Genomic DNA, 25,029 nt, shown 5'->3' with positions numbered 1-25,029 from the left:
ATGGAATTGATTCGAGAGTACGCAGATTGGTTGTACTTGGTAGGTGCCATCCTATTTATTTTAACTTTGCGTGGTTTGTCTGGTCCAAAAACTGCAATTGCTGGTAACCGTTACGGCATGATTGCCATGGCTATTGCGGTACTGACGACCTTCTTTGTGGCAGAAAATCCTGTGATCTGGATGATTGTCGGAGCAATGGCATTGGGCGCTGTGGTCGGTATTGCTCGCGCACGAACTGTGCCTATGACACAAATGCCAGAAACAGTCGCTTTGATGCACTCTTTGGTGGGTTTGGCAGCAGTCTTGATTGCCATTGCTGCCATTTTGCATAACAACCAGTTGAGCACGCTATTTGCCTACAATGCGCAAGGGCTTGCTGAGGCGGGTGTACAAGCATCTCATATGAGCAAAGTTCATTTGTTTGAACTCTTTGTTGGTTGCTTTGTGGGGGCAATTACCTTCACGGCTTCTGTTTTTGCCTATGGCAAGCTGGCGGCAAAAAAATGGGCTAAAACCATTGCTGGTGCTTGGGTAAAACCCTTGCAAGCCATAGTCTTTATTGCGATGTTGGCTTGTGGTATTTACTTCTTCGGCTTTGGAAATATGCCAGCATTCTGGGCAATGACGGTCTTGGCCTTGATCTTTGGCTGGATTTGGATTGCACCTGTTGGTGGTGGGGATATGCCTGTTGTGGTGTCCTTGCTCAACTCTTTCTCGGGTTGGGCGGCAGCCGGTATCGGTTTTACCCTTGAGAACAACATGTTGATTGTTGCTGGCTCATTGGTGGGGTCGTCTGGTGCAATCTTGTCTTATATTATGTGTAAGGCAATGAACCGTAATATCTTAAACGTATTATTTGGTGGCACCATGGGCGCGACAGCGGTGGTGGCCGCAGGTGGTGGCAATCAAGTGCAGCGTAATCACCGTTCAGGTTCTGCCGATGATGCTGGTTTCTTGATGTCCAATGCCGATAGCGTGGTGATTGTACCCGGCTATGGTATGGCACAAGGTCGTGCCCAAAATGCAGTCAAAGAATTGTCTGAATTGCTCAAATCTCAAGGTGTAACGGTACGTTTTGCCATTCACCCTGTGGCTGGACGTATGCCAGGGCATATGAACGTGCTATTGGCTGAAGCAGATGTGCCTTATGAAGATATCTTGGAAATGGACGAGATTAACTCTGACTTTGCTGCTACAGATGTGGTCTTGGTGATTGGTGCCAATGACGTGGTGAACCCAGCAGCCAAAGATGATCCAAGCTCACCTATTTATGGCATGCCAATTTTGGAAGCACATAAAGCGAGAACGATTATGGTGATCAAACGTTCAATGGCAACAGGTTATGCTGGCTTAGATAATGATCTGTTCTACAATGAAAAAACCATGATGATCTTTGGTGATGCTAAGAAAGTGGTTGAGGAAATGACCAAGTCAATTAGTGGTTCTGGTCACTAGGCTTGTCATCGCTAATAGGTGTTTGTGCTTAGGCGAGCGATATCGCATGATATCCTTAGCATAATCCAGCTTTACAGCTTTAATATGAAAAAACCAACAAGCCAGTCAGGCATGGCACTGACTGGCTTTATATTTTCGTATCTTTGTAAGTTTTAAAAGTATATGATTATTTAGAATAAAAATTAATTTTTGCAAATTGTGAAGCATAAATTGTTAAAATGTGTTATTTTTGTTGGTCAAATTATTTAGCAAAAGCTAAGTAAACCGAATAACAGATTAGACCTGCTTACTTTAAATGAAATAGTGCAGCACTGAACTGAGCCAAAATGATCTAGCCATATTCAGTGTGCCGATAACTTATGCTTGTCAGGCCAAAATGCAAACAATTATTGATGATATACAATCCCTTAACAGCTCCTCAGATTTTAAATTAATGGCATTGGGTGGGCTGTGCATTTTATTTATGCAAATTGGTTTCGCCGTGATCGAAGGGCGTACTCAGCCTGATCGAAAAATTTTTACTATTTTTTGCATAAACTTATTTACCGCAATACTGGGTAATGTGCTCTTTATGAGCTATTTATTGTTTTATAGCCCCATGAGTAGCGCACAGATCAGTTTGGCAAATATTCCTACTTGGTATTGGAATATTGTGGTTTTTCATAGCTTTATGGCGCTAAACATTAGCATGTTGGTAAGCCGTGTGCTGCCCAGAGATTTGGCTTCGATTCATCATTTTTGGATTGGATTGGTCATTTCTGGGGTGATTTTTGCCTTTATGGAGCGTTGGGTCTGGGGTGAGGTTTTGTTACTCCGTGGCTATTTAGGCTTCATTGACTTCGCAGGTGCCAGTGTGGTGCACTCTACCGCAGCATGGATTATTTTAGCCGCGTATTGGGTGTTGGGACGTCGTCAATTACAAGAAGTCAATGGACAGCCATCTATTTTAAATGACTCCCATTTATTGTCGCTGGGCATTGCGACTTTTATTTTGTGGCTGGCCTGGTCCAGTTTAAATATCAGTATGATTACGGGCGAGTACATCAGTATTCAAAAAGTAGTCAAACATACTTTTATTGCCATGATTAGTACGGTGCTGGCCTATATGTTTCTGGCACTGTTATATCAAAAACGTTTTGATATCGAAGAGCTCATGAAAGCCGCATTGGGAGCACTGATTGCAATTTCAGCCAGTTGTGCGTTGGTAAGCGGTACAGTTGCCATGATGATTGGCGGAGGGGCTGCCTTGATTATCCATTTATTAACCCCTCTGGTAAATCGCTATATTGCAGTCAGAAGTATTGGCGATATTGTGGTGGTTCATGGCATGTGTGGGGTTTGGGGGACTTTGGCGCTCTGTGGTGTGGATGAAAATTTAATTGCCGGGGCGAATCAAGCACGCTTGATGACTCAGTTATTTGGGGTGTTAACCATTTTTGCTTGGAGTTTTGGCGTTGCCTATGTGCTGTTTCGCTTATTGCGGTATTTTGTTTTGGCGAAAAGAGCGATTAAAAATCATGTGATGCGTATGCGTTAAAGCGAGTGAGCGGTATTCATTGAGAATAGCTGAAAAAAAGCGACCAAGATGGTCGCTTTTTGGCTTTAAGCTACAGATTCATTGTGTGGATTGCGCCATAAGCTTTCGAGATCGTAAAATTTACGTGCTGTAGGGAGCATCACATGCACGACAACCAAGCCGAGATCGATTAAAATCCATTCGGCATCACGTTCACCTTCAATGCCTAAAGGACGAAAGCCAGCTTTACGTGCTTCATCAGCAACATTGTCGGCTAGGGCTTTAACATGGCGGGTTGATGTGCCGCTGGCAATGATAATCGCATCGGAGACATTGCTGATGCTGCTGACATCCATTTCAATAATATCTTTGGCTTTTACATCAAGTAAGGCTTCACGCACAACGTCTAAACACGCTGCGACATCTTGCTTTTGTGTTGTGGAAAGATCGTGAGAATTAGAAGCGCTGGGCGATGGTTCTAAATTCATAGAAGTAATATTTTCCTAAAAATATGCACCCTATAATATAACGGGTTTATTGCTAAAATTCAAATCTTGCCTTTTTAGGGGGATAAATAAATTAAGACCATAAAATTCAATGTCTTAAATTTGTGTATTGCACCTATGTAGCACAAGCCATGATCAGTGATGGGCTGGGGTTGATCATGACGGTGTATCTATGCCTGCGCGTGTTGATGGGGGTGGAAAAAACTGTTGTTGCCAAGCAAAGGACTGTTGCGAATGCTGCGCTGGTAAATATTCGGCGGCGACAAAGCCAGTATAGTGATATTGATCCAACAATTGAAAAAATGCGGCAAAGTCTAATGTACCAGTATTGGGTTCGTGGCGGTTGGGGTAGTCGGCAAATTGAATATGGGCAATATCGGCATGGTATTGCTGGAAGCATTGCAAGATATCTTCACCCATCATGGCGATATGAAAACAGTCGTATTGAATTTTTAAGGCTGGATGCTGAACCTGAAGCAAGACCTGCTGAGCTTGCGCCATGGTTTGCAGTAAGAAATTGGGCATGCTATGACCATTGATGACTTCGATGAGCGGGGTAATTCCTGCTGCACTGAAACGTGGACAAGCCCATTTGAGGTTATCAATTAAGGTGGTTAAACCGTGTTCGACACTTTGTTCTGACCCAACACGTCCTGCCAGAATGTTGACTTGAGGAACCTGTAGCTGGGTTGCATAGTCGATCGCCTGTGTAACGGCGTGCTGAAACGCTGCTTCACGACCGGCGACGCAGGCGAGTCCAGCACCACCTTGCATGAGGTCAGCAGCGGGCACATTGATGAGGCAGAGTTGTAGTTGATGTTGTTGTAGTTGTTGCTGAATTTCGGTTATCGACAGTGTATACGGAAACTGAATCTCAACGTTCTCGAAGCCTTGTGCCCGTGCCAATGCAAAACGTTGCAGCAAAGGGACTTCGCTAAAAATAGTGGAAAGATTGACTGCTAATTTCATGCGTGTAGCTCGCCCTTATGCCAATAAAGCTATTGCGATAGATCGCTTATTTTCTGGATCTCTATTAGATGTACTGATGAGAGATGTACTGATGATAGAGATGCTTAGGATGATTGATTCGAGTCTTTTTCAATTTGCACAATTAGACTAGACAAATCTGCTTGTGCAAAACCTTGTGCTTGATGTTGTTGCAATTGTTGCCAAGCACTTTGCGCCACAGTTAAAGTGCAACCTTGCTGTTTAGCCAGTTGTACGGCGTTTCCGAGATCTTTGGTGAGGGTTTGTACTTTCCATTGTACAGGCTCAAACTGATGGCTTGCCATACGTGGCGCAAGGATCTGCAAGGGTTTGGAGTCAGCAAAACCACCCGCCAGCGCAGCGGCAAATAAGCTGGTATCTACCCCAGCATGTTGTGCCAAATGAACCGCCTCGGCAATCAGTGCACTATTGGCTGCAACGATGAGTTGGTTGCAAATTTTAGTGGCTTGCCCAGTGCCCACAGCCCCCATACAGCTGACCCGTTGTGCCAATACTGCATATACATCGTGTAATGAGGCTATTAATGCTGCATCACCGCCAGCAAAAACCACCAATGTCCCTTGTTCAGCGCCCATGACACCACCAGAGACCGGTGAGTCAATCCACTGTACGTGTTGCATTGCTGCTTGTGCTGCCAGTTGTTGGGTCATGGCAACAGAAAGGCTAGAAAAGTCGATCCAAACTTGTGATTTTAAATAGGGCTTGACTTGATCAAATACATTTTTAACCGCGGCGTCATCGGCCAAACACGTCATGATGATGGGGTAATTGCCAATTTGTTCCAGCACTAAGGCTTCGGCACCCAGCGCGAGGAGTTCTTGACAGGCAGTCGCTGTACGATTCCACACGGCAACAGGATAATCCGCTTGTAATAGGCGTTTGGCCATGCGGCTGCCCATGAGGCCGATACCTAAAAAAGCAATTGCGGGTGTTGTATTTGCTACAGTCATGTGTCAATCCTTCTGTACACGGTGATGTCGAATCACGCCAGGGTCAGATGAGTGTCGTGGCCATCTGGTGCTGCTGTTCCAAGCCTACAGTTGTTCAAAGACCACTGTTTTTCCAAGATTATTGCCGTTCCAAGCTTACAGGTGTTTAAAGTCAGTTGTGCTGTGTTGAGCTGCACGACTGCTGGGCATTAGCGATATTGGCGTGGTCTAAATTGTATGCTTGGATCTTTATCAATTTTACGCGCCAATTGACTGTTTTTACCTGCTAATAATTTAAATTGCCAGATTTTTTCCAAAGCCAAGGCACATGTGGCTGATTTATGGATCATGGCATCCAAGACGCGTTTTGCAGCCAGTACCGCATCAGGTGAACGGGTCATGATTTCTTCCGCCAACTGTTTGGCGCGTTCGAGTGGTTGTTCATCGCTATGGGTCATTAGCCCAATGTTTTGTGCATAAGCACCATCAAAAACGCGTGCGGTAAAGGTGAGTTCTTTGGCGAGGTCTTGACCAATTAGGGCTTTTAAAGAGCGGCTCAATCCCATATCTGGTACCAAGCCCCAGCGACTTTCCATAATCGACAGTTGCGTGTTGGGATGTACAATACGAATATCTGTTCCCAAAGCCAATTGCATGCCTGCACCAAAACAATAGCCATCAATTGCGGCAATCACGGGCACGGGGAGTTGTTGCCAAATTAAACATGCTTTTTGAAAAAGATTTTGACCAGGGCGTAGCAATTCCCAAGCAGCATAAAGGCGATTTTTAGGGTCATTGAGATCTGATAAATCAATGCCAGCACTAAAGACTTGATGACTGCCAGTAAGGATCACACAGCGAATGCTACGATCTTTTTGAATTTTTCGTGCAGTCGCAATCAATTGTTGCAACATGGCAAAGCTGAGCGCATTGCGTTTTTCTGCACGATTAAGGGTAACGATTGCCAAACCACCTTGTTTTTCCAGCGTGACCAGTTGTTCTGATGCGTTTGTTGCCATGTTTGAGCTCATCCTGATAGTAAAACTTGAGCAAGCATAGCATAGCTACAAAAATTACAATTGACACAGCGGTCACCTAAAATGTGACCGCTGAGTGCTGCTAAAAAATACCTAATGTTAAGGGTTTAGCTTTTTATCAGCGGCATCTCTTAGCTGTTGCATGCTGTGCTCTAAGCTTTTAAAACGTTGCATTACATCGTGTATAAACTGCGCATCGGCTTTGCGTTGTTGCTTCCGCAGTTGAGCAACAAAGCCCTCAAATTCACCGCAGATTTTCTGGAGTTTGGGCGTACCCACATAACGCGTGGCACCATATAACCGATGCAGAACATGCTCAAGCTGTGGGAAGTCTTCCAATTCAATCAGCTGTTGCATTTCACTGAGCTCTGTGCCGAAACTCTCGACCAACATATGTAGCAGATCCAAGGCGAGGTCTTCTTTATTGGCAGCTAACTCTAAGCTGAGTGACCAATCTAAAATCTGTTGATCGTGGTCGGCATGAAAGCTGTTTTTTTCATTTAGGGCAGGTTGTTGAATGAATTTCTCGCTGCTCCAATGGGTTAAAATTTGGATAATTTGCGGCATTTGAATGGGTTTGGTGACATAGTCATCCATGCCGACTTTTAGTAATTTTTGTTTTTCATCCGCAAGAGCATGTGCTGTCAAGGCAATAATCGGCATGCGGATGCCTTCACGGGTGGATTCTAAGGAGCGAATGGCGCGGGTGGTGTCGATCCCCGACATCACGGGCATTTGAATATCCATAAAGATCAAGTCAAATGGTTTTTGCCCGCGTTCTAAACCTTGTTCAATATGTTGTAGCGCTTCCTGACCACTCAGGGCTTTGGTGGTTTTGACGTTTAATTCGCCGAGCAGCGCTTCAAGGACGATCAGGTTGGGTAAATGGTCATCGACCGCCAACACTTGTAGGTTAAGATCCTTAAAGTCATCATGCTGTTCTGGTTCTAAAACGGGTTTGTTTTCGAGTAACTGGATTAAAGCGTGTCGACTTAGCGGTTGGAATAGCGGCTGTGCTTTATATTGTTGCAACATATTGGGGTTGATCGACATTTGATAGCCATAGACCGCGACATTGCCCTGATAACGCCCACGGATTTCTTTTAATAATGCGCCTGTATCACCGCTATAGTCGACGATTACCCAGGTATGATTGCCTGCAGCTGCCAACGGTTGTAAGCGACTAAATAAATCTAGTAAGGATTGGGCTTCAGTATGTTGAACCTGATAATTTTCTAAGTAATGGCGCAGTACATTGGCTGTTGCCGGATGCGCAATATAAGACAATACCTGTAAGTCTTCAAAGTGCGGTTGTGGTGTAAGGTATTCTTGATTGATTTCAAAACGTGCCGTAAACCAGAAGGTTGAGCCTTTCTCGGTCGGGGCACGTTCTTGGTTGTCTTCAAAGCCGATTTGTCCATGCATTAAGCTGACCAATTGCTTGGAAATGGCTAAGCCCAAACCGGTTCCGCCATATTGACGTGTCACTGAAGCATCGCCCTGTGAGAAGGACTCAAATAAACGTTTACGATCAGTCCCACTCAAGCCAATGCCACTGTCCTGAACACTAAAATGTAGCTGACATTGCTTGCTATCGCGTTGTTCTAGCCGCACGCGGACAATGATTTCACCATCTGGGGTAAATTTAATCGCATTGGAGATTAGGTTGGTGAGGATTTGTTTGACCCGTAGTACATCGCCAATAATATGCTGTGGGACATTTTGGGCATAATAAAAAGCCATATGGATTTGTTTTTGCGCTGCCAGAGGGGACAGCATATCCATCACATCAAAAACGCTTTCTTCGAGATCAAATGGCGCGGTTTCCAGTTCGAGTTTGCCGGCATCAATTTTGGAGAAATCCAGTACATCGTTAATTAATGCCAATAAATGCGCTGAAGATTTGCGAATGGTTTGTAGATAGAGGCTTTGATCATGACTCAGGTTGTCTTGACGCAACATCAGATGAATAAAACCATCGATACTATTGAGTGGGGTACGGAGTTCGTGGCTGATATTGGCCAAGAAAGCAGATTTCGACTGGTTGGCCGAGATGGCTTGATCGCGTGCTTGTTTATAGGTGATATTTTGTACTTCGAGCGTGTCGAGGGTGCGACGCAAGTCATCTTCTGTTTGTTCGGTATGTTCTTTCAGTTCCAGAAAGCTGACATGTAGACGCTTAACCACATTGGCAATATCGCGCTGCAATAGGCGCAGCTCACCGGTACTGTTCACCACCATATGTTGGTTGAGGTTATCGGCATTGAGACGTTGCAATTGCATGCGAATCTCGTACATTGGTGCAATCCAGCGCCGAGAATAAAAATTAAGGCAAAGTAGCAGCAAGAGTAGCGTCAGTAAGCCTGTGGTCAGTAAAACAATCAACACCCGATACTTGGAAATCTGTAATGGCTGGCTATCCATTTCTACCACCAGCCATTGACTGCTGAGCAACTGGTCGCTCCCAAGGCGCATGCCATAGACTTGATTGCCTTGGTGTTGTATCGGACCAAAGAATGCATTGTTTTTAGGGAATTTAGGCCAAGCGCGCTGCGCGTTATAACCTACACTGACGATATTATTTTGTTGATCATCTAAGATCGCTGCGCTGAGTAAATATTTTTCATTGAGGATATTTTGCAAGACATGCTGTGCCCAACTTTTTTGATCGGGATAGTGTTTTATAATATGAACCAGTTGTTCGGTGGTATGTTGATAACGGCTCAAAATTGCAATTGCAGCAAAGCGTTGTTGTGCTTTTTCTGAATGTGAAGTTTCATACAAAACTAAGGCAGCCCCAACACATGCCAAGATGGTAATGGGTACAAAGATTAAAGCGATCAGTTGTCCATAGGCATGGTTAAGCTTTAATCTTTTAAAGATTTTGTTATTGAAATTTGACATGTCTAGCGCCGGTTTTATCCTTGCTGGCATATTAACATGCTTTAGTCAAAACGCCTGTGCATTAACCTACAATCAATATATTGCTTAAAATAACTTTGAAATGGGTGCGGTCAACAGCATTTTTTCATACAATAGGCCCACCTCGTTATAGGTGTAGACCATGAGTTTGAAACAACACGATTTTCTAGCAGATTCTTTTTTACTTGATCATTATGTCGGGCATACGCCATTGGTGCGTTTGCAGCGTATGGCGCAGCATACCCAAGCGACGGTATTGGCAAAGTTGGAAGGAAACAATCCTGCTGGTTCTGTCAAGGATCGCCCAGCTTACAATATGATTATGCAAGCAGAACGTCGTGGAGAGATTCGTCCTGGTGATACGCTCATTGAAGCTACCAGTGGCAATACCGGTATTGCTTTGGCCATGGTTGCGGCGATGCGTGGCTATAAAATGACTTTAATTATGCCTGACAATATGAGCCAGGAACGCAAAGATGCCATGCGTGCGTATGGGGCAACCCTCATTGAGGTCACTAAGGCTGAAGGTATGGAAGGTGCGCGTGATCTTGCACTAAAAATGCAACAGCAAGGTCAGGGTGTGGTGCTTAATCAATTTGGCAATCCAGATAATGTCGAGGCACATTACCTCAGCACTGGTCCCGAAATCTGGCAGCAAACAGCTGGGAAAATTACCCATTTTGTGAGTTCGATGGGAACAACGGGCACGATTATGGGGGTATCGAAATACCTGAAAGAACAAAATCCTGACATTCAGATTGTGGGCTTACAACCTGAAGATGGCGCCAGTATTGCCGGAATTCGCCGTTGGCCTGAAGCATATTTACCGACTATCTTTGAGCGTCGTCGTGTCGATCAGATTATTGATATCCCACAGATCGAAGCAGAAAGAACCATGCGCCGTTTGGCACAGCAAGAAGGCATTTGCGCAGGAACATCATCTGGTGGTGCGGTGTGGGCATCTTTGCAAATTGCACAACAACAGCCAGATGCGGTCATTGTTTGTATTATTTGTGACCGTGGTGATCGTTATTTGTCTACTGGGTTATTTTCAGTACAAGACCCCGTCGAAGGTTCTTAATTTTGCGAGCATTTGGGCAGATTATTTTGACCATCTAGATCCTTTCAATACCATACGGTCTCAGAGCAATCAGCGGATCGCTGATATCAGTCAATTGGCACTGAATTGAGATCGCTACACGCGAGGCATGCTATGAATATCAATTTGCCAGTCATGGTTTTCGATATAGAAACTGTGACCGACCTGAAGGCTGGCGCACATTTATATCATCTAGATTTGCCTCCCGCAGCGCTAGAGCAGGCTTTGATCAAGTTGCGCCGTCAAGAATCTGGCCATGATTTTCAACGTTTGGCTTTACATGAAATTGTCTGTATTTCAGGTTTATGGGTAGATGAATCAGGCAACTATACCTTGTTTTCCTTTAGCCAAGCGCAGGACAGTGAAGCACAAATTCTAAGCAAGTTTTTGTCTATTTTTGATAAGCGCCAACCCAATTTGGTCAGTTGGAATGGTTTGCAATTTGACATTCCTGTCATCATGCTGCGTGCCATGTATCACGGTCTATCTGCACCAAGTTTATTCGATCAAGGAGAAATTGATCGAAATAAACGCTATAATAACTACCAAAATCGCTATCATCAGCGTCATATCGACTTGATGGATGTGTTGGCGATGTTCCATGCCAAACAATTCCAAAAGTTGGATGATATTGCGCGTTTACTTGGCTTTCCGGGTAAAGGCGAGCTGAGTGGTCAGGACATGATGGAGCTGGTGAAGCAGCAACATTGGTCGCAACTTACGCAATATTGTGAACGTGATGTGCTCAACTGTTGGTTGATTTATTTACGTTGGTTGCTGTTAAAAGGGCAACTGAACCGAGAAAGTCATCACATGTGGATACAACACACTATTCAATATGTGCAAACTCAGCCACAGCAGCATGACTTTTTAGCGCTTTGGCAGAAGAATGCATCACAGACTGCATTTACTGCAACAGATTTCAATTTTTAAATGAGACGTTTTTTTTGAAGCATAAAGCCAAAACAGCAGCATCTTCATCCGCTCGTTATGTTTTTCGTATCGAGGGCTTATCACATGAAGGGCGAGGCATTGCTCATTATGTCGATCAAGCCGATCATCCACATGAATGGCAGGGCAAGAAAGTGTTTATTCGCTTTGCTTTACCTGGCGAATTGGTGCTTGCTGAAATCGATCAGCAGCATAAACGTTTTGATGAGGCGCATCAGGTGGACATTCTGTCTGCGCCGAGCCCCGAACGTATAGCACCTTTTTGCGATCATTTTGAAGACTGTGGTGGGTGTAGTCTGCAACATATGCATCCCGATCAACAGATTGCGACCAAGCAACAAGTTTTGGCTTCACACTTTACCCATTTTGCTGGTTTAGCGCCGCAGCAGTGGCTAAGCCCGGTGCGTGCTACGGAACGTGCTTATCGGCATAAAACCCGTATAGGGGTACGTTACCTTCCCAAGTCCAAGCGTTTACGCTTTGGTTTTCGCCAAGCACAAAGCAATTTTTTAACGGAAATTCAGCATTGTGCCATACTCGATCAGCATTTGGATCAGGCTTTGCCTGAGCTAAAGCAGTGTTTATCTCAATTACATGCTTGTGGTGATATCGGTCATGTTGAACTGATCAAAGGTGATCAACAGGTTGCCTTATTGGTTCGGCATATGCGACGTCTTAATGCCTCTGACTTAAAGCGCTTACGCGATTTTGCGGCACAGCGGCAGTGGCAGCTGTATTTGCAAGCATCCGCACATCAGCTGCAGCGGGCGGATTCTCTGCTCGATGAACATTGCTTGAGTTATACTTTGCCTGACTTCGATGTGCGTTTGCAGTTTAAACCGACAGATTTTATTCAAGTCAACCCACAAGTAAATGCCAAAATGGTCAAGTTGGCTTGCGATTTGCTTGACTTACAAGCAGGCGAGCGCGTTTTGGATTTATTTTGTGGTTTAGGCAATTTTTCATTGCCATTAGCACGTTGTGTAGGCGCCACAGGGCAAGTGATTGCTGTCGAAGCCAGTGAGGAGATGGTGCAACGCGGGCGTCACAATGCGCAACTAAATGGCATAGAAAATGTTACATTCTACTCACAAGATTTAACAAAAGACTTTTCTAGAAATCCTTGGGCAAATCAAGGATTTGATGCATTATTAATAGACCCTCCTCGAGCTGGTGCAGAGCAAGTTATGCATTATGTATCTAATTTTGGTGCAAAAAGAATAGTTTATGTGTCATGTAATCCGGCCACGCTGGCAAGAGATGCAGGAATATTAGCTGCATCTGGTTATGTGCTAAAAACGGCTGGGGTTATTGATATGTTTAGCCATACTGGTCATGTTGAATCAATTACTTTATTTGAAAAATTATTAGACACCGAAGTAAGTACTTTTTAATCATGGTGGATATACGTTTGAGAGGAGAAGGGGATGGTCACAGTACGTGAGCTTTTACCTGCACGACTCGGTGAGTTGCCTGTAGATGCGACTGTAGAACATACCGAGAAAGCGCAACAAGGCTTAGCCTCTTGGCTTGAACGGGTTCGTGAAATACAAGATGGGCAGGCATTTAATCGTTTACCTGCTGTCGCTGAATTGGTTTTACAAAGAGACTTAGAGCTCAAACAACAAACGCGTAGTTTTAGTACTGCATTGGGATTCGCCGATATTCTGGCGCATTTACATGTTGATGAAGATACCTTGTGCGCGGCATTGCTGTATCGTAGTGTGCGTGATGAGTTGGTGAGTTTAGTTGAAATTCAGCAAAGGTTTGGCACACAAATTTATAATTTGGTGCAAGGCACTTTGGCCATGGGGAAGCTGTCTGAGCTGATCGAAAAAAACAAACGTTTGGAAGATCACTTCAACAATAACCAACGTGAGCATTTGTCTGGCATTTATAAAATGCTGATCTCGGTTACAGAAGACGTGCGGGTCGTGCTGATCAAGCTGGCGGAGCGTACCCATGCGCTGCGAGATTTAGCCAAATCATCCAAAGAGCGTCAAGAGCGTGTGGCACGAGAAATTCTCACCATCTATGCGCCTTTGGCACATCGCTTGGGGATTGCTCAGCTGAAATGGGAGTTAGAAGATCTCGCATTTCGCTATCTAGCACCAGAACGCTATAAAGAGATTGCTACGCTACTCAATGAAAAGCGTTTAGAGCGCGAGCAATACATCCAGTTTGTCGTAGATAAAATTCGTAATGAGCTCGCCAGCCATCAGATTGAGGCTGAGGTCTCGGGGCGTGTCAAACATATTTATTCGATTTATCGCAAAATGAAGTCGAAAAACTTAAGTTTTGACCAGCTTTACGATATTCGTGCAGTACGGGTCTTGGTGAAAAGCGTGCCCGAGTGCTATCACGCACTGGGTATTGCACATCAGATTTGGCGGCATATTCCCCACCAGTTTGATGACTATATTACCAATCCAAAGCCCAATGGTTATCGCTCTTTGCATACGGCGGTGATTGCCGAAAACAAGTCGCTTGAAATTCAAATTCGTACCTTAGAAATGCATGAAGAGGCAGAGTTGGGGGTATGTTCGCACTTTAACTATAAAGAAGGTGCCAAGAATACCGACTATTCTTTTAACCATCGCTTGCATTCATTACGTTCGGTATTGGAGCATTATCAAGAGCGTAACGAAAGCGGTACGCATCCCAATGAAGATGATGCCGAAGAATTTGAACGTCTACATGACTTTGATAACTTTGAAAAGATTTATGTGTTTAGTCGTGATGGTGATATTAAAGAGTTACCGCGTGGCTCCACGGTCTTAGATTTTGCCTATCATGTGCATACTGAGGTGGGTAATAAGTGTTATGCAGCACGGGTTAACCAGCGTTATGTACCACTGACCTATAGTCTTAAAACCGGTGAGCAAGTTGAAATTTTAACCAAAAAAGATCGCGAGCCGAACCGTGATTGGTTGGTCAACTCGTTAGGGTATATCAAGACCGCACGTGCACGCGATAAACTACGGCATTGGTTTAGACAGCAAGACCGCAGTAAAAATATTGACGTTGGTCGGGAAATTCTCAACAAAGAATTGGCACGCCTTGCGATCCATCCGAAGAGTATCGATCTCAATGACTACTGTGCGCATTTTAATGTCAAAGCTGGTGATGACATTTTAGTGGCCTTGGTCAGTGGTGATGTCAGTATTCATGCCTTGCTCAATCAAGTGCATCGTCATATGCACAGTGATCAAGATGAGCCGGAACTGGTGCTAAAACCGACCCTCAACCCGCGCGCCAGCCATACTTTGTCGGCACACGGAATCTTAATTGATGGTCTGGATAACGTTGAACTGCACATTGCCCAATGCTGTCAGCCGGTACATGGTGAGTCAATTGCTGGTTATATTACACTCAATCGTGGGGTAAGTATCCATAAAGTGATGTGCCCAGATTATCAACGGATGATTGCACAAGAACCTGAGCGTGCCGTCGAAGCCGATTGGGAAATGCAGCCGACACGTGGTCAGCGAGTGCAGATTGTGGTTGAGGCTTATGATCGTCGCGGTTTGCTCAAAGATTTGACCCAAGTGATTTTCTCTGATCAGATCAATATTCGTCAGGTCAATACCATCTCAGAAACTGATGGGATTGCCAATATGAAATTGCTGATCGAAGTGAAAGGCTTGGCGCAGCTTTCCCGTTTGTTGGCACGTTTAGAGCAACAACCCGGCATCATTAGTGCGCGACGTCTAGTACAAGGCAATTGATTGTTATAGTGGTCGTGGATTGTTGCGGTCGCTTAAAAACAGCGTGGTTCATCACGCTGTTTTTTTTGCCAGCGATGTTGTCTTGGGATTATTTTTTGCCACGATTAAGTTTATGAGCACGATTAAAAAAGATATTTGCCCAGCGGTCCAAGCTGGCATTGAAACCAGAAAGGCGATACAGCCATTGGCTTTTTAGACCCACGGGGCGATGGCTTTGCTGCCAAGCCTGATCTTGGCGCTGTGCTAAAGTCCAGACCTGTTGAGCAACATCTTCAGGGCTCAGTTGCACCCCAAGGTGATGAATACTGTTGCTGTGCATCTGATCAATCATGGCTGTTTTGACAAATAAGGGCATGACATCAAAGACACGAATACCGTGACAGCGCCATTCGATATCTAATGCTTCAGTCAACCCCCGCACCGCAAATTTACTGCTCGAATATACTGCCAAATCGGCTTGCCCATAAATGGCTGCGGCGGATGATAGGTTGATGACCCGCGCTGTTTGGCTTTGTTTGAGATATGGAAATGCCGCATGGCAGCCATATAAGACACCGAGAACATTGACCTCAATACAGTGCTGATGATGGTGAATATCTTCGTCCACAAAAGGACCAGAGTAGAGTACGCCCGCATTATTGACCAGCACATTGAACTGTCCTGCCCAGTGATAAAAATCCTGACAAGCAGCTTGCCATTGAGCATAATCACGGACATCTAAAATACCAGCATGTGCACGTGCACCCAGTTCGCTGGCGAGTTGTTGGGCAGCTGGGTACTGTCGATCATAAATTCCAACTTTATAACCATGCTGATAAAATAATCGTGCAATTGCAGCACCAATACCTTGTGCTGCACCACTGATGAAAACGCTATTCGACATGCTGTACTCCTTGTACGGTTTGACTATTTAGGGTTTGACTATTTAAGTTTTATTGTTTGAATCCGCTTATTTAAATTTTCTTACTTAAACCTTCTTATTGAAACTTAGTTCGTGAACAATATCATTTGACTGATGGTGTGCTGTAGGTTGAGTCCATCTATGCTGAGTTTAACCATTTAAATGCAAGAGATTGAGAAAAGGATCGTTGAAATGCAACAATTATTAGCCATCATGCAAAAATTACGACGTGAATGCCCATGGGACCGTCAACAAACACCACTCAGCCTGACGCCCTATGCTATCGAAGAAGCCTATGAGGTGGAGCAAGCGATACAACAAGGTGATCCAGCAGAAATTTGTGAGGAATTGGGAGATTTGCTGTTGCAGGTAATTTTTCAGGCGGAAATGCATGCAGAGCAAGGGCTGTTTGACTTTCAGGATGTGGTCGCCGTGTTGACGCAAAAATTAATCCGCCGTCATCCACACGTTTTTCAGGCGCAAGTCGATGACGTGGATATTCAAGCCGATGATGTTGCACAGGTAAAAGCACTTTGGCAGCAAATAAAGCAACAAGAGCGTGCTGGCCAAGCCCAGTCGTTACTGAGTGCTGTCAAAGCGGGTCCCGCCTTGATGCAAGCACAAGCACTGCAACAACAAGCGGCTAAAGTTGGTTTTGATTTTGCCAGTGTCGCCGATGCCTACGGCAAGCTCGAAGAGGAGCTGGGGGAGTTGCAACAGGCCATGCAGGCTCAACAATCCGATGAAATACGCGAGGAGCTGGGGGATTGTTTATTTTCTTTGATTAACGTCGGACGTAAAATGGATATCTCTAGTGAGCAAGCCTTGCTGGCAACCGTGGCAAAATTTCGGCAGCGTTTTGCATATATCGAACAACAAGCTGCTGCTCAGCAAAAAACACTACAACAACTCGATCTATTTGAAATGGATCAATTATGGGATCAGGCTAAACAACAGCTTAAAGCATAAGCTTGTGCAGTGACTGCTCATCTGTGTCACATATCTGTTTGGTCTGGCAGCGGGAGCAGTTTAATGAAAACGTCTATGCTTTGGCGAATCCTTGCTATCTGGGGAGTGGTACTTTGTTCATCCTCAACATTGGCCATACCGTCTTTTGACCTACAATATCGACAATGGAAATTTCAACAAGAGCAATATGATCGCCAGCTGATGTCAGCTCAAGCCAGTGCATCGGCGGATGCTGTGTCTCCACGTACAGCGCATCAAGCCGTTGCGCAACCAGCATCGCCATCGACGACAGCCGTAGTGACTCGCGCAGACAAAGTTTGTGTCAACCACGCGTCCATCGAGCAATTACAACAATTGATTGGGGTAGGCAATAAAAAGGCTGCGGCGATTATTGCTTATCGCCAGCAACATGGTCCATTTCAACGTGTGGAAGATTTACTGTTGGTGAAAGGGCTTGGCGAAGTATTTTTAGAAAAAAACCGAAAAGTACTTTGTTTATAAAGCAGAAGCGTTTATGTTAGCTGGGTTTAAGTCATCATCGGCGATATTCGGGCCCAGTTCGATGAGAATAAAATTGCCCAAACTTCATGTTAGCGATATGATAATCGAAGTTATTTTTTTGTTCTGACGTGGGAGACAGCGTCTTTTGCAAACCTTGCGTGCGTCAAAGTGTGGATTATCCACAGCTCTATTACCTTCTTCAATCTTAGATGTTATTGACTGTTTAACCAAAGCGGGCTATGAGGCTTATATCGTCGGTGGTGGTGTCAGAGATCTTATGTTGGGACATCGTCCCAAGGATTTCGATGCGGTGACCAATGCGACCCCTGCCCAAGTCAAAGAGGTTTTTGGTCGTCGTTGTCGGATTATTGGTCGTCGCTTTGAATTGGCCCATGTGTACTCTGGGCGCGAGTTAATCGAAGTGGCAACCTTTCGTGCACCGCCCAAGCAACGTCAAGCGACTGCTGCGGGTATGATTCTAAGAGATAATAACTGGGGAACCATCGAACAAGATTATGCTCGACGTGATTTCTCAATCAATACTTTATATTACCAACCGCAAAAAGGTATTGTGCTCGACTTTTGTCGCGCGGTAGATGATATTCAATCGAAAACCCTGCGTTTATTGGGAGAGCCGCAAGTACGTTTTGAAGAAGATCCAGTGCGGATGCTGAGAACTTTACGTTTTGCTGCCAAGTTGGGCTTTCAAATTGACCCCGCAATTTTAGCCGTGCTGACCGCTAAACAAGCTGAATTATTGCGCGATGTGTCGCCGCATCGTCTCTATGATGAGTCACAAAAGCTATTTACCATGGGGCATTTGCATCGTGTCTTACCGATGCTGATCGAGTATGGTATTTGGAAGCAGTTATTTGCCGATATTCCCGCACAGGTCAATCCTTTTATTCAGAAAGCCGCCCAAAATACCGATCAACGTATTCAGATTGGCAAGACCATCAATCCTGCATTTTTTTATGCTGTTTTATTGTGGCAGCCTTTTTTACAACGCTGTGAATTCTACACGCAGCAAAAAGGTTTGGTGGCCAGTGAAGCACGAGCCCAAGCTGGTTTGGATGTATTAAAACGACAAGCGACCCGTACGATTATTCCACGTTTTGCTGAGACTTTTATTCGAGAAGTCTGGGAGATGCAAAGCCGCTTACTCGATCCTAAACCACAGCAAATAGAAGCATTGTCGGGGCACGCACGTTTCCGTGCTGGTTTTGACTTTTTGTTGTTGCGTGAAAAATCTGGCGATGGCAGTACGCAAGGCATGGGGCAATGGTGGGAAAGCTATCAACATTTGTCTGCCGATGAAAAAGAACAGACCATTCGTGCTTATAATCGCAAACGGCAAAGAAATCGTCGTAAAAGTACAGAGCCTGTGTTACAACAGGGAGCAGATACTGAGATAGAACCTTTAGTTGAACAACAAGAAAAACCACGTCGTGGACGTCAGCCACGCCGTACAGCATCTACAGATAATAATACCGTCTCAGTTCCGCAGTCTGGGCAACAGCAAAGCTTGGATCATCCAATTTTAAGGCGTAAACGCGTGCAACGTGATTTAAATCAAGTGGTATTTGGACCAACACAATGATGCAATGTGTGTATATCGGGATCGGCAGTAATCTTGGCGATTCGCCGAAAATTATGCGTCATGCTGTAGAACAGTTGGCGCAATGGGGTCCATTGCGCGCCTCGTCGCTTTATCACAGTGCACCGATGGGACCGCAAGATCAACCGCATTATCACAATGCAGTTGTACAATTACATACCAGCTTGGCGCCATTGGATTTGCTTGATGTCTTACAAGATTTGGAGCAACAAGCAGGGCGGGTGCGCCTCAGACACTGGGGTGAACGAACACTAGACTTAGATTTACTACTCTATGGTGATCAACAGATCTCGGTACCACGTCTGACTGTGCCACATACTGGGTTATTAGAACGAGATTTTGTGGTAATTCCCTTATTAGAATTGGATGCAACCCTATGTGTTGCAGGTCAATCCTTACAGCAATTGACATTGCTCAAAGATTCTACTTTACACCTTCTTGCAGATTCATCTTGGGTGACATGCTGAACTGTATAGAGCTGAGACAAGCCGATAGATAGAGGATTATCGTCATGATTAGTCTTAATGATTTGAGACAATTTAAACAACAAGCGAAGAAATTTTCTTGTTTAACTTGTTATGATGCAAGTATGGCAAAAGCAATGGAACAGGCTGAAGTAGATACAATTTTAGTAGGCGATTCCTTGGGAATGGTCATGCAGGGTTGTGATTCTACATTGCCTGTGAGCGTTGCAGACATGGTTTACCATACGCAAGCAGTTCGTCGTGGCAATAAACATGCTTTGTTGATAACCGATTTACCTTTCTTGGCTTATGCCACAGTAAACGATGCTATTGCCAATTCTCGTGCGGTGATGCAGGCAGGTGCGCAAGTGGTTAAATTGGAAGGTGGGGCTTGGCTGGCTGACACCGTAAACGTCTTGGCGCGTAATGGTGTTCCTGTTTGTGTGCATTTGGGCTTGACGCCACAATCTGTCCACATACTGGGAGGCTATAGACTACAAGCCAAAACACGTGCTGCCGCAGATCAGTTAATTGCTGATTGTAAAGCGGTGGTTGCTGCTGGCGCAGTTCTATTGCTGTTAGAGTGTGTGCCTGAGCAATTGGGGCAAGAAATCACCTCTTTGTTCCCAGATATTCCTGTGATTGGAATTGGCGCAGGGCGCGGTACCGATGGACAAGTCTTGGTAGTACAAGACATGTTGGGTCTCAATGCGGGGCATGTGGCGCGTTTTGTCAAAAACTTTATGGCTGAGCAGGCGGGTGAGCATGCCATACGTGATGCATTCAAAGCGTATCATCTGGCGGTACAAGCAGGAACCTTCCCCGCACCGCAACACACTTTTCAAGTTGAGCTATAACCATGAAAACTGAAACAAGTATACAGGGTTTATCTGCATCATTAGCGCCAGCACGAAGTGCGAGAAAGACAATTGGCTTTGTGCCGACCATGGGCAATTTGCATGAAGGGCATATGCAGCTGGTACGTGAGGCACGTCGAATTTGCGATGTGGTCGTGGTCAGTGTATTTGTCAATCCCATTCAATTTGGACCCAATGAAGATTTTGCCAGTTATCCTCGAACGTTAGAGCAAGATAGTCATTTATTGGCAGAAAACGGCTGCGATATTTTATTCAGCCCATCGGTTGAGCAAATGTATGGTAAGCAACCACGCCTCACCAATATCGCGGTGAATCTACTCACAGAGGGCTTATGTGGTGCACAGCGCCCAGGGCATTTTGATGGTGTTGCCGTGGTCGTGACCAAGCTATTCAATATGGTACAACCAACCTATGCATTCTTTGGTCAAAAGGATTATCAGCAACTTGCTGTGATTCAGCAGTTGGTACAGGATTTAAATATCCCTGTTGAAGTTCGCGGTGTACCGATTGTTCGTGCAGAAGATGGTTTGGCCTTGAGTTCACGTAATGGTTATTTAACCCCTGAGCAACGTCAAATCGCACCGAAAATCTATGCCAGTCTATTGGCTGCGCAGCAACAGCTCAAACAATCTGAAAGCTTAACAATTGTGTTAGAAAAGTTGCGCAAGTCGCTTACTGATGCTGGATTTGTGATAGATTATGCCGAGGCGCGTAGCCCACAGTTACAGACCGTGACAGCGTTCGATCAAGATATTGTCTTATTTGTCGCTGCAAAGCTTGGCAATACGCGTTTAATTGATAACTTACAGATTCGCTATACAGACTAAATTGGGGAAAGCGATGCCATGAAGCGTATTTTAATCGTTACAGGTCAATCAGGCTCAGGAAAATCATCTGCTTTACAAGTATTTGAGGATTTAGGGTATTACTGTATCGATAACTTGCCCTTGGCATTGCTCCCCGAGATTGTGGCGAAACTCGATCATGATAATAATCTAGAACAATTGGCATTAGGACTGGATGTACGCAGTGCACGTGAGGATTTACAAGATTTTGATGATGTACTACGCCAGTTACAAAAGTTTGGTGCGGTCGACATTATTTATCTGACCACGCAAGATCAACAATTGATTTCTCGTTTTAGCGCATCGCGACGTCCACATCCCTTGGCAACACGTTTTAAGAGTTTGTCGGAGTGTATTCAGGAAGAGAAAAATTTACTGTTACCCTTAAAATTACAGGCCACGGTAAATATTGATACTACTGACAAAAGTGTTCATGATCTTAAAGATATTTTATTGTCTAAACTTGGGCAATCCGATAATTTGATTGTGATCTTACAGTCTTTTGGTTATAAATACGGCATTCCTTTAGATACCGACTATATTTTTGATGTACGTCATTTGCCAAACCCACATTGGAATACAGAATTACGTAAATTTTCGGGCTTAGACCAACCGGTCACAGCATTTTTGGAACAGCATGCCGATGTAGAAGACATGTTCCAAGATATCTATGTTTTTTTACAGAAATGGTTGCCTGCCTTACAGCGCGGGCATCGACATTATGTCACTATTTCAATTGGATGTACGGGTGGGCAGCACCGTTCAGTATATATGGTGAATCGTCTGCAGCAGGCATTACAGCGTGATTGGCCGATTCAAGTGTTACATAGAGAAATGAAGAACTGGTCATGATTGACACGACTGTAGATGTAATCAATAAATTGGGCTTACATGCACGTGCTTCGGGTAAATTGATCGAGGTCACAACAAAATTTCGATCACGCATTGAAATTGGTAAAGGTGATAAGTTGGTAGATGCCAAGAATATTTTATCTTTACTGATGTTGGGTGCAGGTAAGGGAACAACTTTAAGATTGGTAATAGATGGATCAGATGAAGAACAAGCTTTGTCTGAAGTACAAGCGCTGTTCGCAGCGAAATTTTATGAGGCAGATTAATCGTGGCACGTCGTCCGCAACGTTATACTGAAGAAGACTTCGACTCCTTAGATGGACGTGCAAGTAAAACCGAACAAAAGAAAGCTGTGCAGCGTATGGCAGCTTTGGGTGAGCGTTTGGCTGAGTTATCCAACAAACAAATTCAAAATTTGCCCGTAGAAGAGCGTTTAATAGATGCTTTGCTTGATGTGCAATTGATTAGCTCATTTGAAGCCCGTCGTCGTCAGTTTCAGCGTATTGGTAAGTTATTGCGCAATGAAGATGAAACCACGATTTTATCGTATTTAACCCCACAGCAAGGCGCAAAAAAAACTGCCCAATTGCAACGTTGGGTTGACCGTATGATCGTACAGGGTGATCCGGCAATCAATGAATTTACTAAAATGTATAATGCAGCAGAACGACATAGTCTACGCCAGCATGTTTTACGTATTCAGCGAGATATCAGCAAAGAGGTCAGTGAAGAAGAATTGGCTGCATCAAAGTTAAAATTGTTTAACTATGCTCAGCAAGTTGCATTGATTTCAGATAACGTTAAATAATAACGAATGAAATGGGTACGCTCAAAGACCATCTAAAAAGCAGCTCAGGCTGCTCTTTAGATTTGGGGCTGCTTGCTTAAGCAACACGTTGTTCTGCCCACTGTCTTAAAATAAATTTTTGCAATTTCCCTGTTGATGTTTTAGGGATCTCGGTAATAATAACGTCTTTCGGTACTTTGAAGCGTGCTAGACGTTGCTGGCAATAGTCTATGATCTCTTCAGGGCTTGCCTGCATATCTGCTTTGAGCTCCACAAATGCACAGGGCACTTCTTGCCACCGCGCATCGGGTTTGGCGACAACAGCTGCCGTCATAATGGCTGGATGGCTATACAGTACTTCTTCAATTTCTAAGGAAGAAATATTTTCACCACCAGAAATAATAATGTCTTTACTGCGATCAATGATTTTGGCATAGCCATCTGGATGGACTACGGCTAAATCACCACTATGAAACCATCCACCAGCAAAGGCTGCCGCGGTTGCTTCGGGGTTTTTGAGATAGCCCTTCATGACAATGTTGCCACGGAACATGATTTCACCCACTGTTTTGCCATCATGGGCTACAGCTTGTAAAGTCTCGGGATCTAAAACGCACATTGCATCCTGCAAAGGGTAGGGCACGCCTTGGCGTGAGTTCAACTGCGCTTGATCATGAATCGATAGTGCCTCCCATTCGACTTGCCGTGCGCATAATGCGGATGGTCCATAGGTTTCTGTGAGCCCATATACATGATTGACCTTAATGCCGAGATCATGCATGGCGGCAATAATGGCGACAGGTGGTGCAGCGCCAGCAACCATAACTTCTACACGGTGTTGGAACACAATTTGTTGTGACTTGGGGGCGTTAATGAGCATCGACAAGACAATGGGGGCACCACATAAATATTGGATTTGATGTTGTTCAATTAACTGAAAGACCAACGCTGGATCTACTTTACGTAGACAAATATTGGTACCGGCATTGGCTGCAACACTCCATGCAAAGCACCAGCCATTGCAATGAAATAGCGGCAAAGTCCATAAGTAACTTGCACCTGGTGTCATGCCGCAAGCCAGTATATTACTGGCAGCATTGAGGTATGCCCCGCGATGGTGATATACCACGCCTTTGGGACTGCCCGTGGTTCCAGAGGTATAATTTAAACTAATGGCATCCCATTCATCTTGTGGCAGCGACCATTTGAAATCGGCATCACCTTGGGCAATCCATGTTTCATATTCAAATTCACCAATGCCTGGATGATCTGGCGCAAAGCTGTGATCGGCAACATCAATGACGATAATTTTTTCTGCGACCAAAGCAAGTGCTTCTTCAGCCAATGCTGCAAATTCTGGATCGACGAACAGGACTTTACTTTCAGCATGTTGCAACATGAAGGCAATACTTTTGGCATCGAGACGCGTATTGAGGGTATTGAGTACTGCACCGACCATTGGGATGGCAAAATGGGCTTCGATCATGGCTGGAATATTGGGCAATAATACCGAGACAGTATCATTTTTGCCGATCCCTAAACGCTGCAATTGATGTGCAAATTGGCAGCAACGGCGATAGCTTTGCTGCCAGCTAATCTGCCGATCATGATAAATAATGGCGGTTTTATGTGGATAAATCGCGGCAGCACGTTGTAAAAATCGAAGTGGTGATAAGGCTACGAAATTAGCAGGATTGGCTGTCAACTGATCATAAGCATGCATTGCTACAACTCCATTTGTTTCAGTTTTTTTATTGGCTATCTTTATGATGACTATTCCTCAGTCATGCAGTTTAAAAGATAAAGTGTTTTGCTTGGGCTGACATTTAGGCTTTAGTCGAGTATAGCGGCGAATTTAAGCAATAGCCCCATTGAAATTAAATTACTTTTCTATTCTATACCGTTTAAAGTGCGGCAACTTTTAGTGTGGTTAAGTGTTGTTATTGTCGTTGCGATGCTGTTTTATCCGTTGCAATACTCCAGCATTATACATTTTTTATTACCGCGATAAGCTGCTGCATTTGATCGAATTTCTACATACAGTATCTTCGTTCTTTGCTAGG

Annotated in this window: 23 protein-coding genes; 16 read left to right on the top strand and 7 right to left on the bottom strand. The window is 44.6% G+C overall.

What is annotated here, in order from left to right; genetic code table 11:
• A complete protein-coding gene (locus BFG52_RS13035; protein WP_067557043.1) occupies window positions 1–1,455 on the top strand; it encodes an NAD(P)(+) transhydrogenase (Re/Si-specific) subunit beta in 1,455 nt (484 codons plus the stop codon).
• 463 nt (window positions 1,456–1,918) lie between these two features.
• Window positions 1,919–2,992, top strand: a complete 1,074-nt coding sequence (locus BFG52_RS13030) for an ammonium transporter (protein WP_218921011.1) — start codon at window positions 1,919–1,921, stop codon at window positions 2,990–2,992.
• A 65-nt stretch (window positions 2,993–3,057) separates the two neighbouring features.
• On the opposite strand, the gene rsfS is transcribed toward BFG52_RS13030, so the two are convergent.
• From rsfS to BFG52_RS13015, 3 genes are all read right to left on the bottom strand, one after another.
• The gene (gene rsfS, locus BFG52_RS13025) at window positions 3,058–3,459 is read right to left on the bottom strand and encodes a ribosome silencing factor (protein WP_067557037.1); all 402 of its coding nucleotides are present in this window, start codon (window positions 3,457–3,459) and stop codon (window positions 3,058–3,060) included.
• 174 nt (window positions 3,460–3,633) lie between these two features.
• The gene (locus BFG52_RS13020; protein WP_067557034.1) at window positions 3,634–4,446 is read right to left on the bottom strand and encodes a hydroxypyruvate isomerase family protein; all 813 of its coding nucleotides are present in this window, start codon (window positions 4,444–4,446) and stop codon (window positions 3,634–3,636) included.
• A gap of 104 nt (window positions 4,447–4,550) precedes the next feature.
• Entirely contained in the window at window positions 4,551–5,435 is an 885-nt protein-coding gene (locus BFG52_RS13015; protein ID WP_067557031.1) for an NAD(P)-dependent oxidoreductase, read from the bottom strand.
• A 51-nt stretch (window positions 5,436–5,486) separates the two neighbouring features.
• Here BFG52_RS13015 and BFG52_RS17110 point away from each other — a divergent pair, with 51 nt between their 5' ends.
• Window positions 5,487–5,627, top strand: a complete 141-nt coding sequence (locus tag BFG52_RS17110; protein ID WP_157758114.1) for a hypothetical protein — start codon at window positions 5,487–5,489, stop codon at window positions 5,625–5,627.
• On the opposite strand, the gene BFG52_RS13010 is transcribed toward BFG52_RS17110, so the two are convergent.
• The gene (locus tag BFG52_RS13010) at window positions 5,624–6,433 is read right to left on the bottom strand and encodes a crotonase/enoyl-CoA hydratase family protein (RefSeq protein ID WP_067557028.1); all 810 of its coding nucleotides are present in this window, start codon (window positions 6,431–6,433) and stop codon (window positions 5,624–5,626) included. The genes BFG52_RS17110 and BFG52_RS13010 overlap by 4 nt on opposite strands.
• Before the next feature lie 117 nt (window positions 6,434–6,550).
• Entirely contained in the window at window positions 6,551–9,355 is a 2,805-nt protein-coding gene (locus tag BFG52_RS13005; protein WP_067557025.1) for a GacS-like sensor histidine kinase, read from the bottom strand.
• A gap of 160 nt (window positions 9,356–9,515) precedes the next feature.
• On the opposite strand from BFG52_RS13005, the gene cysM reads away from it, so the two are divergent.
• The 4 genes from cysM to BFG52_RS12985 all read left to right on the top strand — a co-directional run bounded on the left by cysM (window position 9,516) and on the right by BFG52_RS12985 (window position 15,151).
• The gene (gene cysM / locus BFG52_RS13000; protein WP_067557022.1) at window positions 9,516–10,454 is read left to right on the top strand and encodes a cysteine synthase CysM; all 939 of its coding nucleotides are present in this window, start codon (window positions 9,516–9,518) and stop codon (window positions 10,452–10,454) included.
• A gap of 132 nt (window positions 10,455–10,586) precedes the next feature.
• Window positions 10,587–11,405 carry a 3'-5' exonuclease gene (locus tag BFG52_RS12995; protein ID WP_067557019.1) on the top strand — a complete coding sequence of 273 codons (819 nt, stop codon included), beginning with the start codon at window positions 10,587–10,589 and terminating at the stop codon, window positions 11,403–11,405.
• A 14-nt stretch (window positions 11,406–11,419) separates the two neighbouring features.
• The gene (rlmD, locus tag BFG52_RS12990) at window positions 11,420–12,817 is read left to right on the top strand and encodes a 23S rRNA (uracil(1939)-C(5))-methyltransferase RlmD (protein ID WP_067557016.1); all 1,398 of its coding nucleotides are present in this window, start codon (window positions 11,420–11,422) and stop codon (window positions 12,815–12,817) included.
• A 33-nt stretch (window positions 12,818–12,850) separates the two neighbouring features.
• Window positions 12,851–15,151 (top strand): RelA/SpoT family protein, encoded by a 2,301-nt coding sequence (locus BFG52_RS12985; RefSeq protein ID WP_067557013.1) that lies wholly within the window; start codon window positions 12,851–12,853, stop codon window positions 15,149–15,151.
• 88 nt (window positions 15,152–15,239) lie between these two features.
• On the opposite strand, the gene BFG52_RS12980 is transcribed toward BFG52_RS12985, so the two are convergent.
• Window positions 15,240–16,034 (bottom strand): SDR family oxidoreductase, encoded by a 795-nt coding sequence (locus BFG52_RS12980; RefSeq protein ID WP_067557010.1) that lies wholly within the window; start codon window positions 16,032–16,034, stop codon window positions 15,240–15,242.
• A gap of 210 nt (window positions 16,035–16,244) precedes the next feature.
• On the opposite strand from BFG52_RS12980, the gene mazG reads away from it, so the two are divergent.
• From mazG to yjgA, 9 genes are all read left to right on the top strand, one after another.
• On the top strand, window positions 16,245–17,021 hold the full coding sequence (mazG, locus tag BFG52_RS12975; protein ID WP_067557007.1) for a nucleoside triphosphate pyrophosphohydrolase: 777 nt from the start codon (window positions 16,245–16,247) through the stop codon (window positions 17,019–17,021).
• 63 nt (window positions 17,022–17,084) lie between these two features.
• Window positions 17,085–17,522, top strand: coding sequence for a ComEA family DNA-binding protein (locus BFG52_RS12970; RefSeq protein ID WP_067557005.1), 438 nt, complete (start codon window positions 17,085–17,087; stop codon window positions 17,520–17,522).
• A 145-nt stretch (window positions 17,523–17,667) separates the two neighbouring features.
• Entirely contained in the window at window positions 17,668–19,122 is a 1,455-nt protein-coding gene (gene pcnB / locus BFG52_RS12965) for a polynucleotide adenylyltransferase PcnB (protein WP_067557002.1), read from the top strand.
• Window positions 19,119–19,607, top strand: coding sequence for a 2-amino-4-hydroxy-6-hydroxymethyldihydropteridine diphosphokinase (folK, locus tag BFG52_RS12960; RefSeq protein ID WP_407639211.1), 489 nt, complete (start codon window positions 19,119–19,121; stop codon window positions 19,605–19,607). The genes pcnB and folK overlap by 4 nt, the downstream gene beginning before the upstream one ends.
• A 44-nt stretch (window positions 19,608–19,651) precedes the next feature.
• Window positions 19,652–20,461 carry a 3-methyl-2-oxobutanoate hydroxymethyltransferase gene (panB, locus tag BFG52_RS12955; RefSeq protein ID WP_067557000.1) on the top strand — a complete coding sequence of 270 codons (810 nt, stop codon included), beginning with the start codon at window positions 19,652–19,654 and terminating at the stop codon, window positions 20,459–20,461.
• 2 nt (window positions 20,462–20,463) lie between these two features.
• Entirely contained in the window at window positions 20,464–21,309 is an 846-nt protein-coding gene (gene panC, locus BFG52_RS12950) for a pantoate--beta-alanine ligase (RefSeq protein WP_067556998.1), read from the top strand.
• A gap of 18 nt (window positions 21,310–21,327) precedes the next feature.
• The gene (gene rapZ, locus BFG52_RS12945) at window positions 21,328–22,179 is read left to right on the top strand and encodes an RNase adapter RapZ (RefSeq protein ID WP_067556995.1); all 852 of its coding nucleotides are present in this window, start codon (window positions 21,328–21,330) and stop codon (window positions 22,177–22,179) included.
• Window positions 22,176–22,445, top strand: a complete 270-nt coding sequence (locus BFG52_RS12940) for an HPr family phosphocarrier protein (RefSeq protein WP_067556993.1) — start codon at window positions 22,176–22,178, stop codon at window positions 22,443–22,445. The genes rapZ and BFG52_RS12940 overlap by 4 nt, the downstream gene beginning before the upstream one ends.
• 2 nt (window positions 22,446–22,447) lie before the next feature.
• On the top strand, window positions 22,448–22,987 hold the full coding sequence (gene yjgA / locus BFG52_RS12935; protein ID WP_067556990.1) for a ribosome biogenesis factor YjgA: 540 nt from the start codon (window positions 22,448–22,450) through the stop codon (window positions 22,985–22,987).
• Window positions 22,988–23,063: 76 nt separating this feature from the next.
• Here the strand turns inward: yjgA and BFG52_RS12930 are convergent, their stop codons facing one another.
• Entirely contained in the window at window positions 23,064–24,689 is a 1,626-nt protein-coding gene (locus tag BFG52_RS12930; RefSeq protein WP_067556988.1) for an acyl-CoA synthetase, read from the bottom strand.
• Window positions 24,690–25,029 lie beyond the last annotated feature (340 nt).

The sequence above is a fragment of the Acinetobacter larvae genome (genome assembly GCF_001704115.1).
Taxonomy (GTDB): Bacteria; Pseudomonadota; Gammaproteobacteria; order Pseudomonadales; family Moraxellaceae; genus Acinetobacter; species Acinetobacter larvae.
The sequence above is the reverse complement of the archived record's forward strand: the minus strand, read 5'-3'. Positions and strand labels throughout refer to the sequence as shown.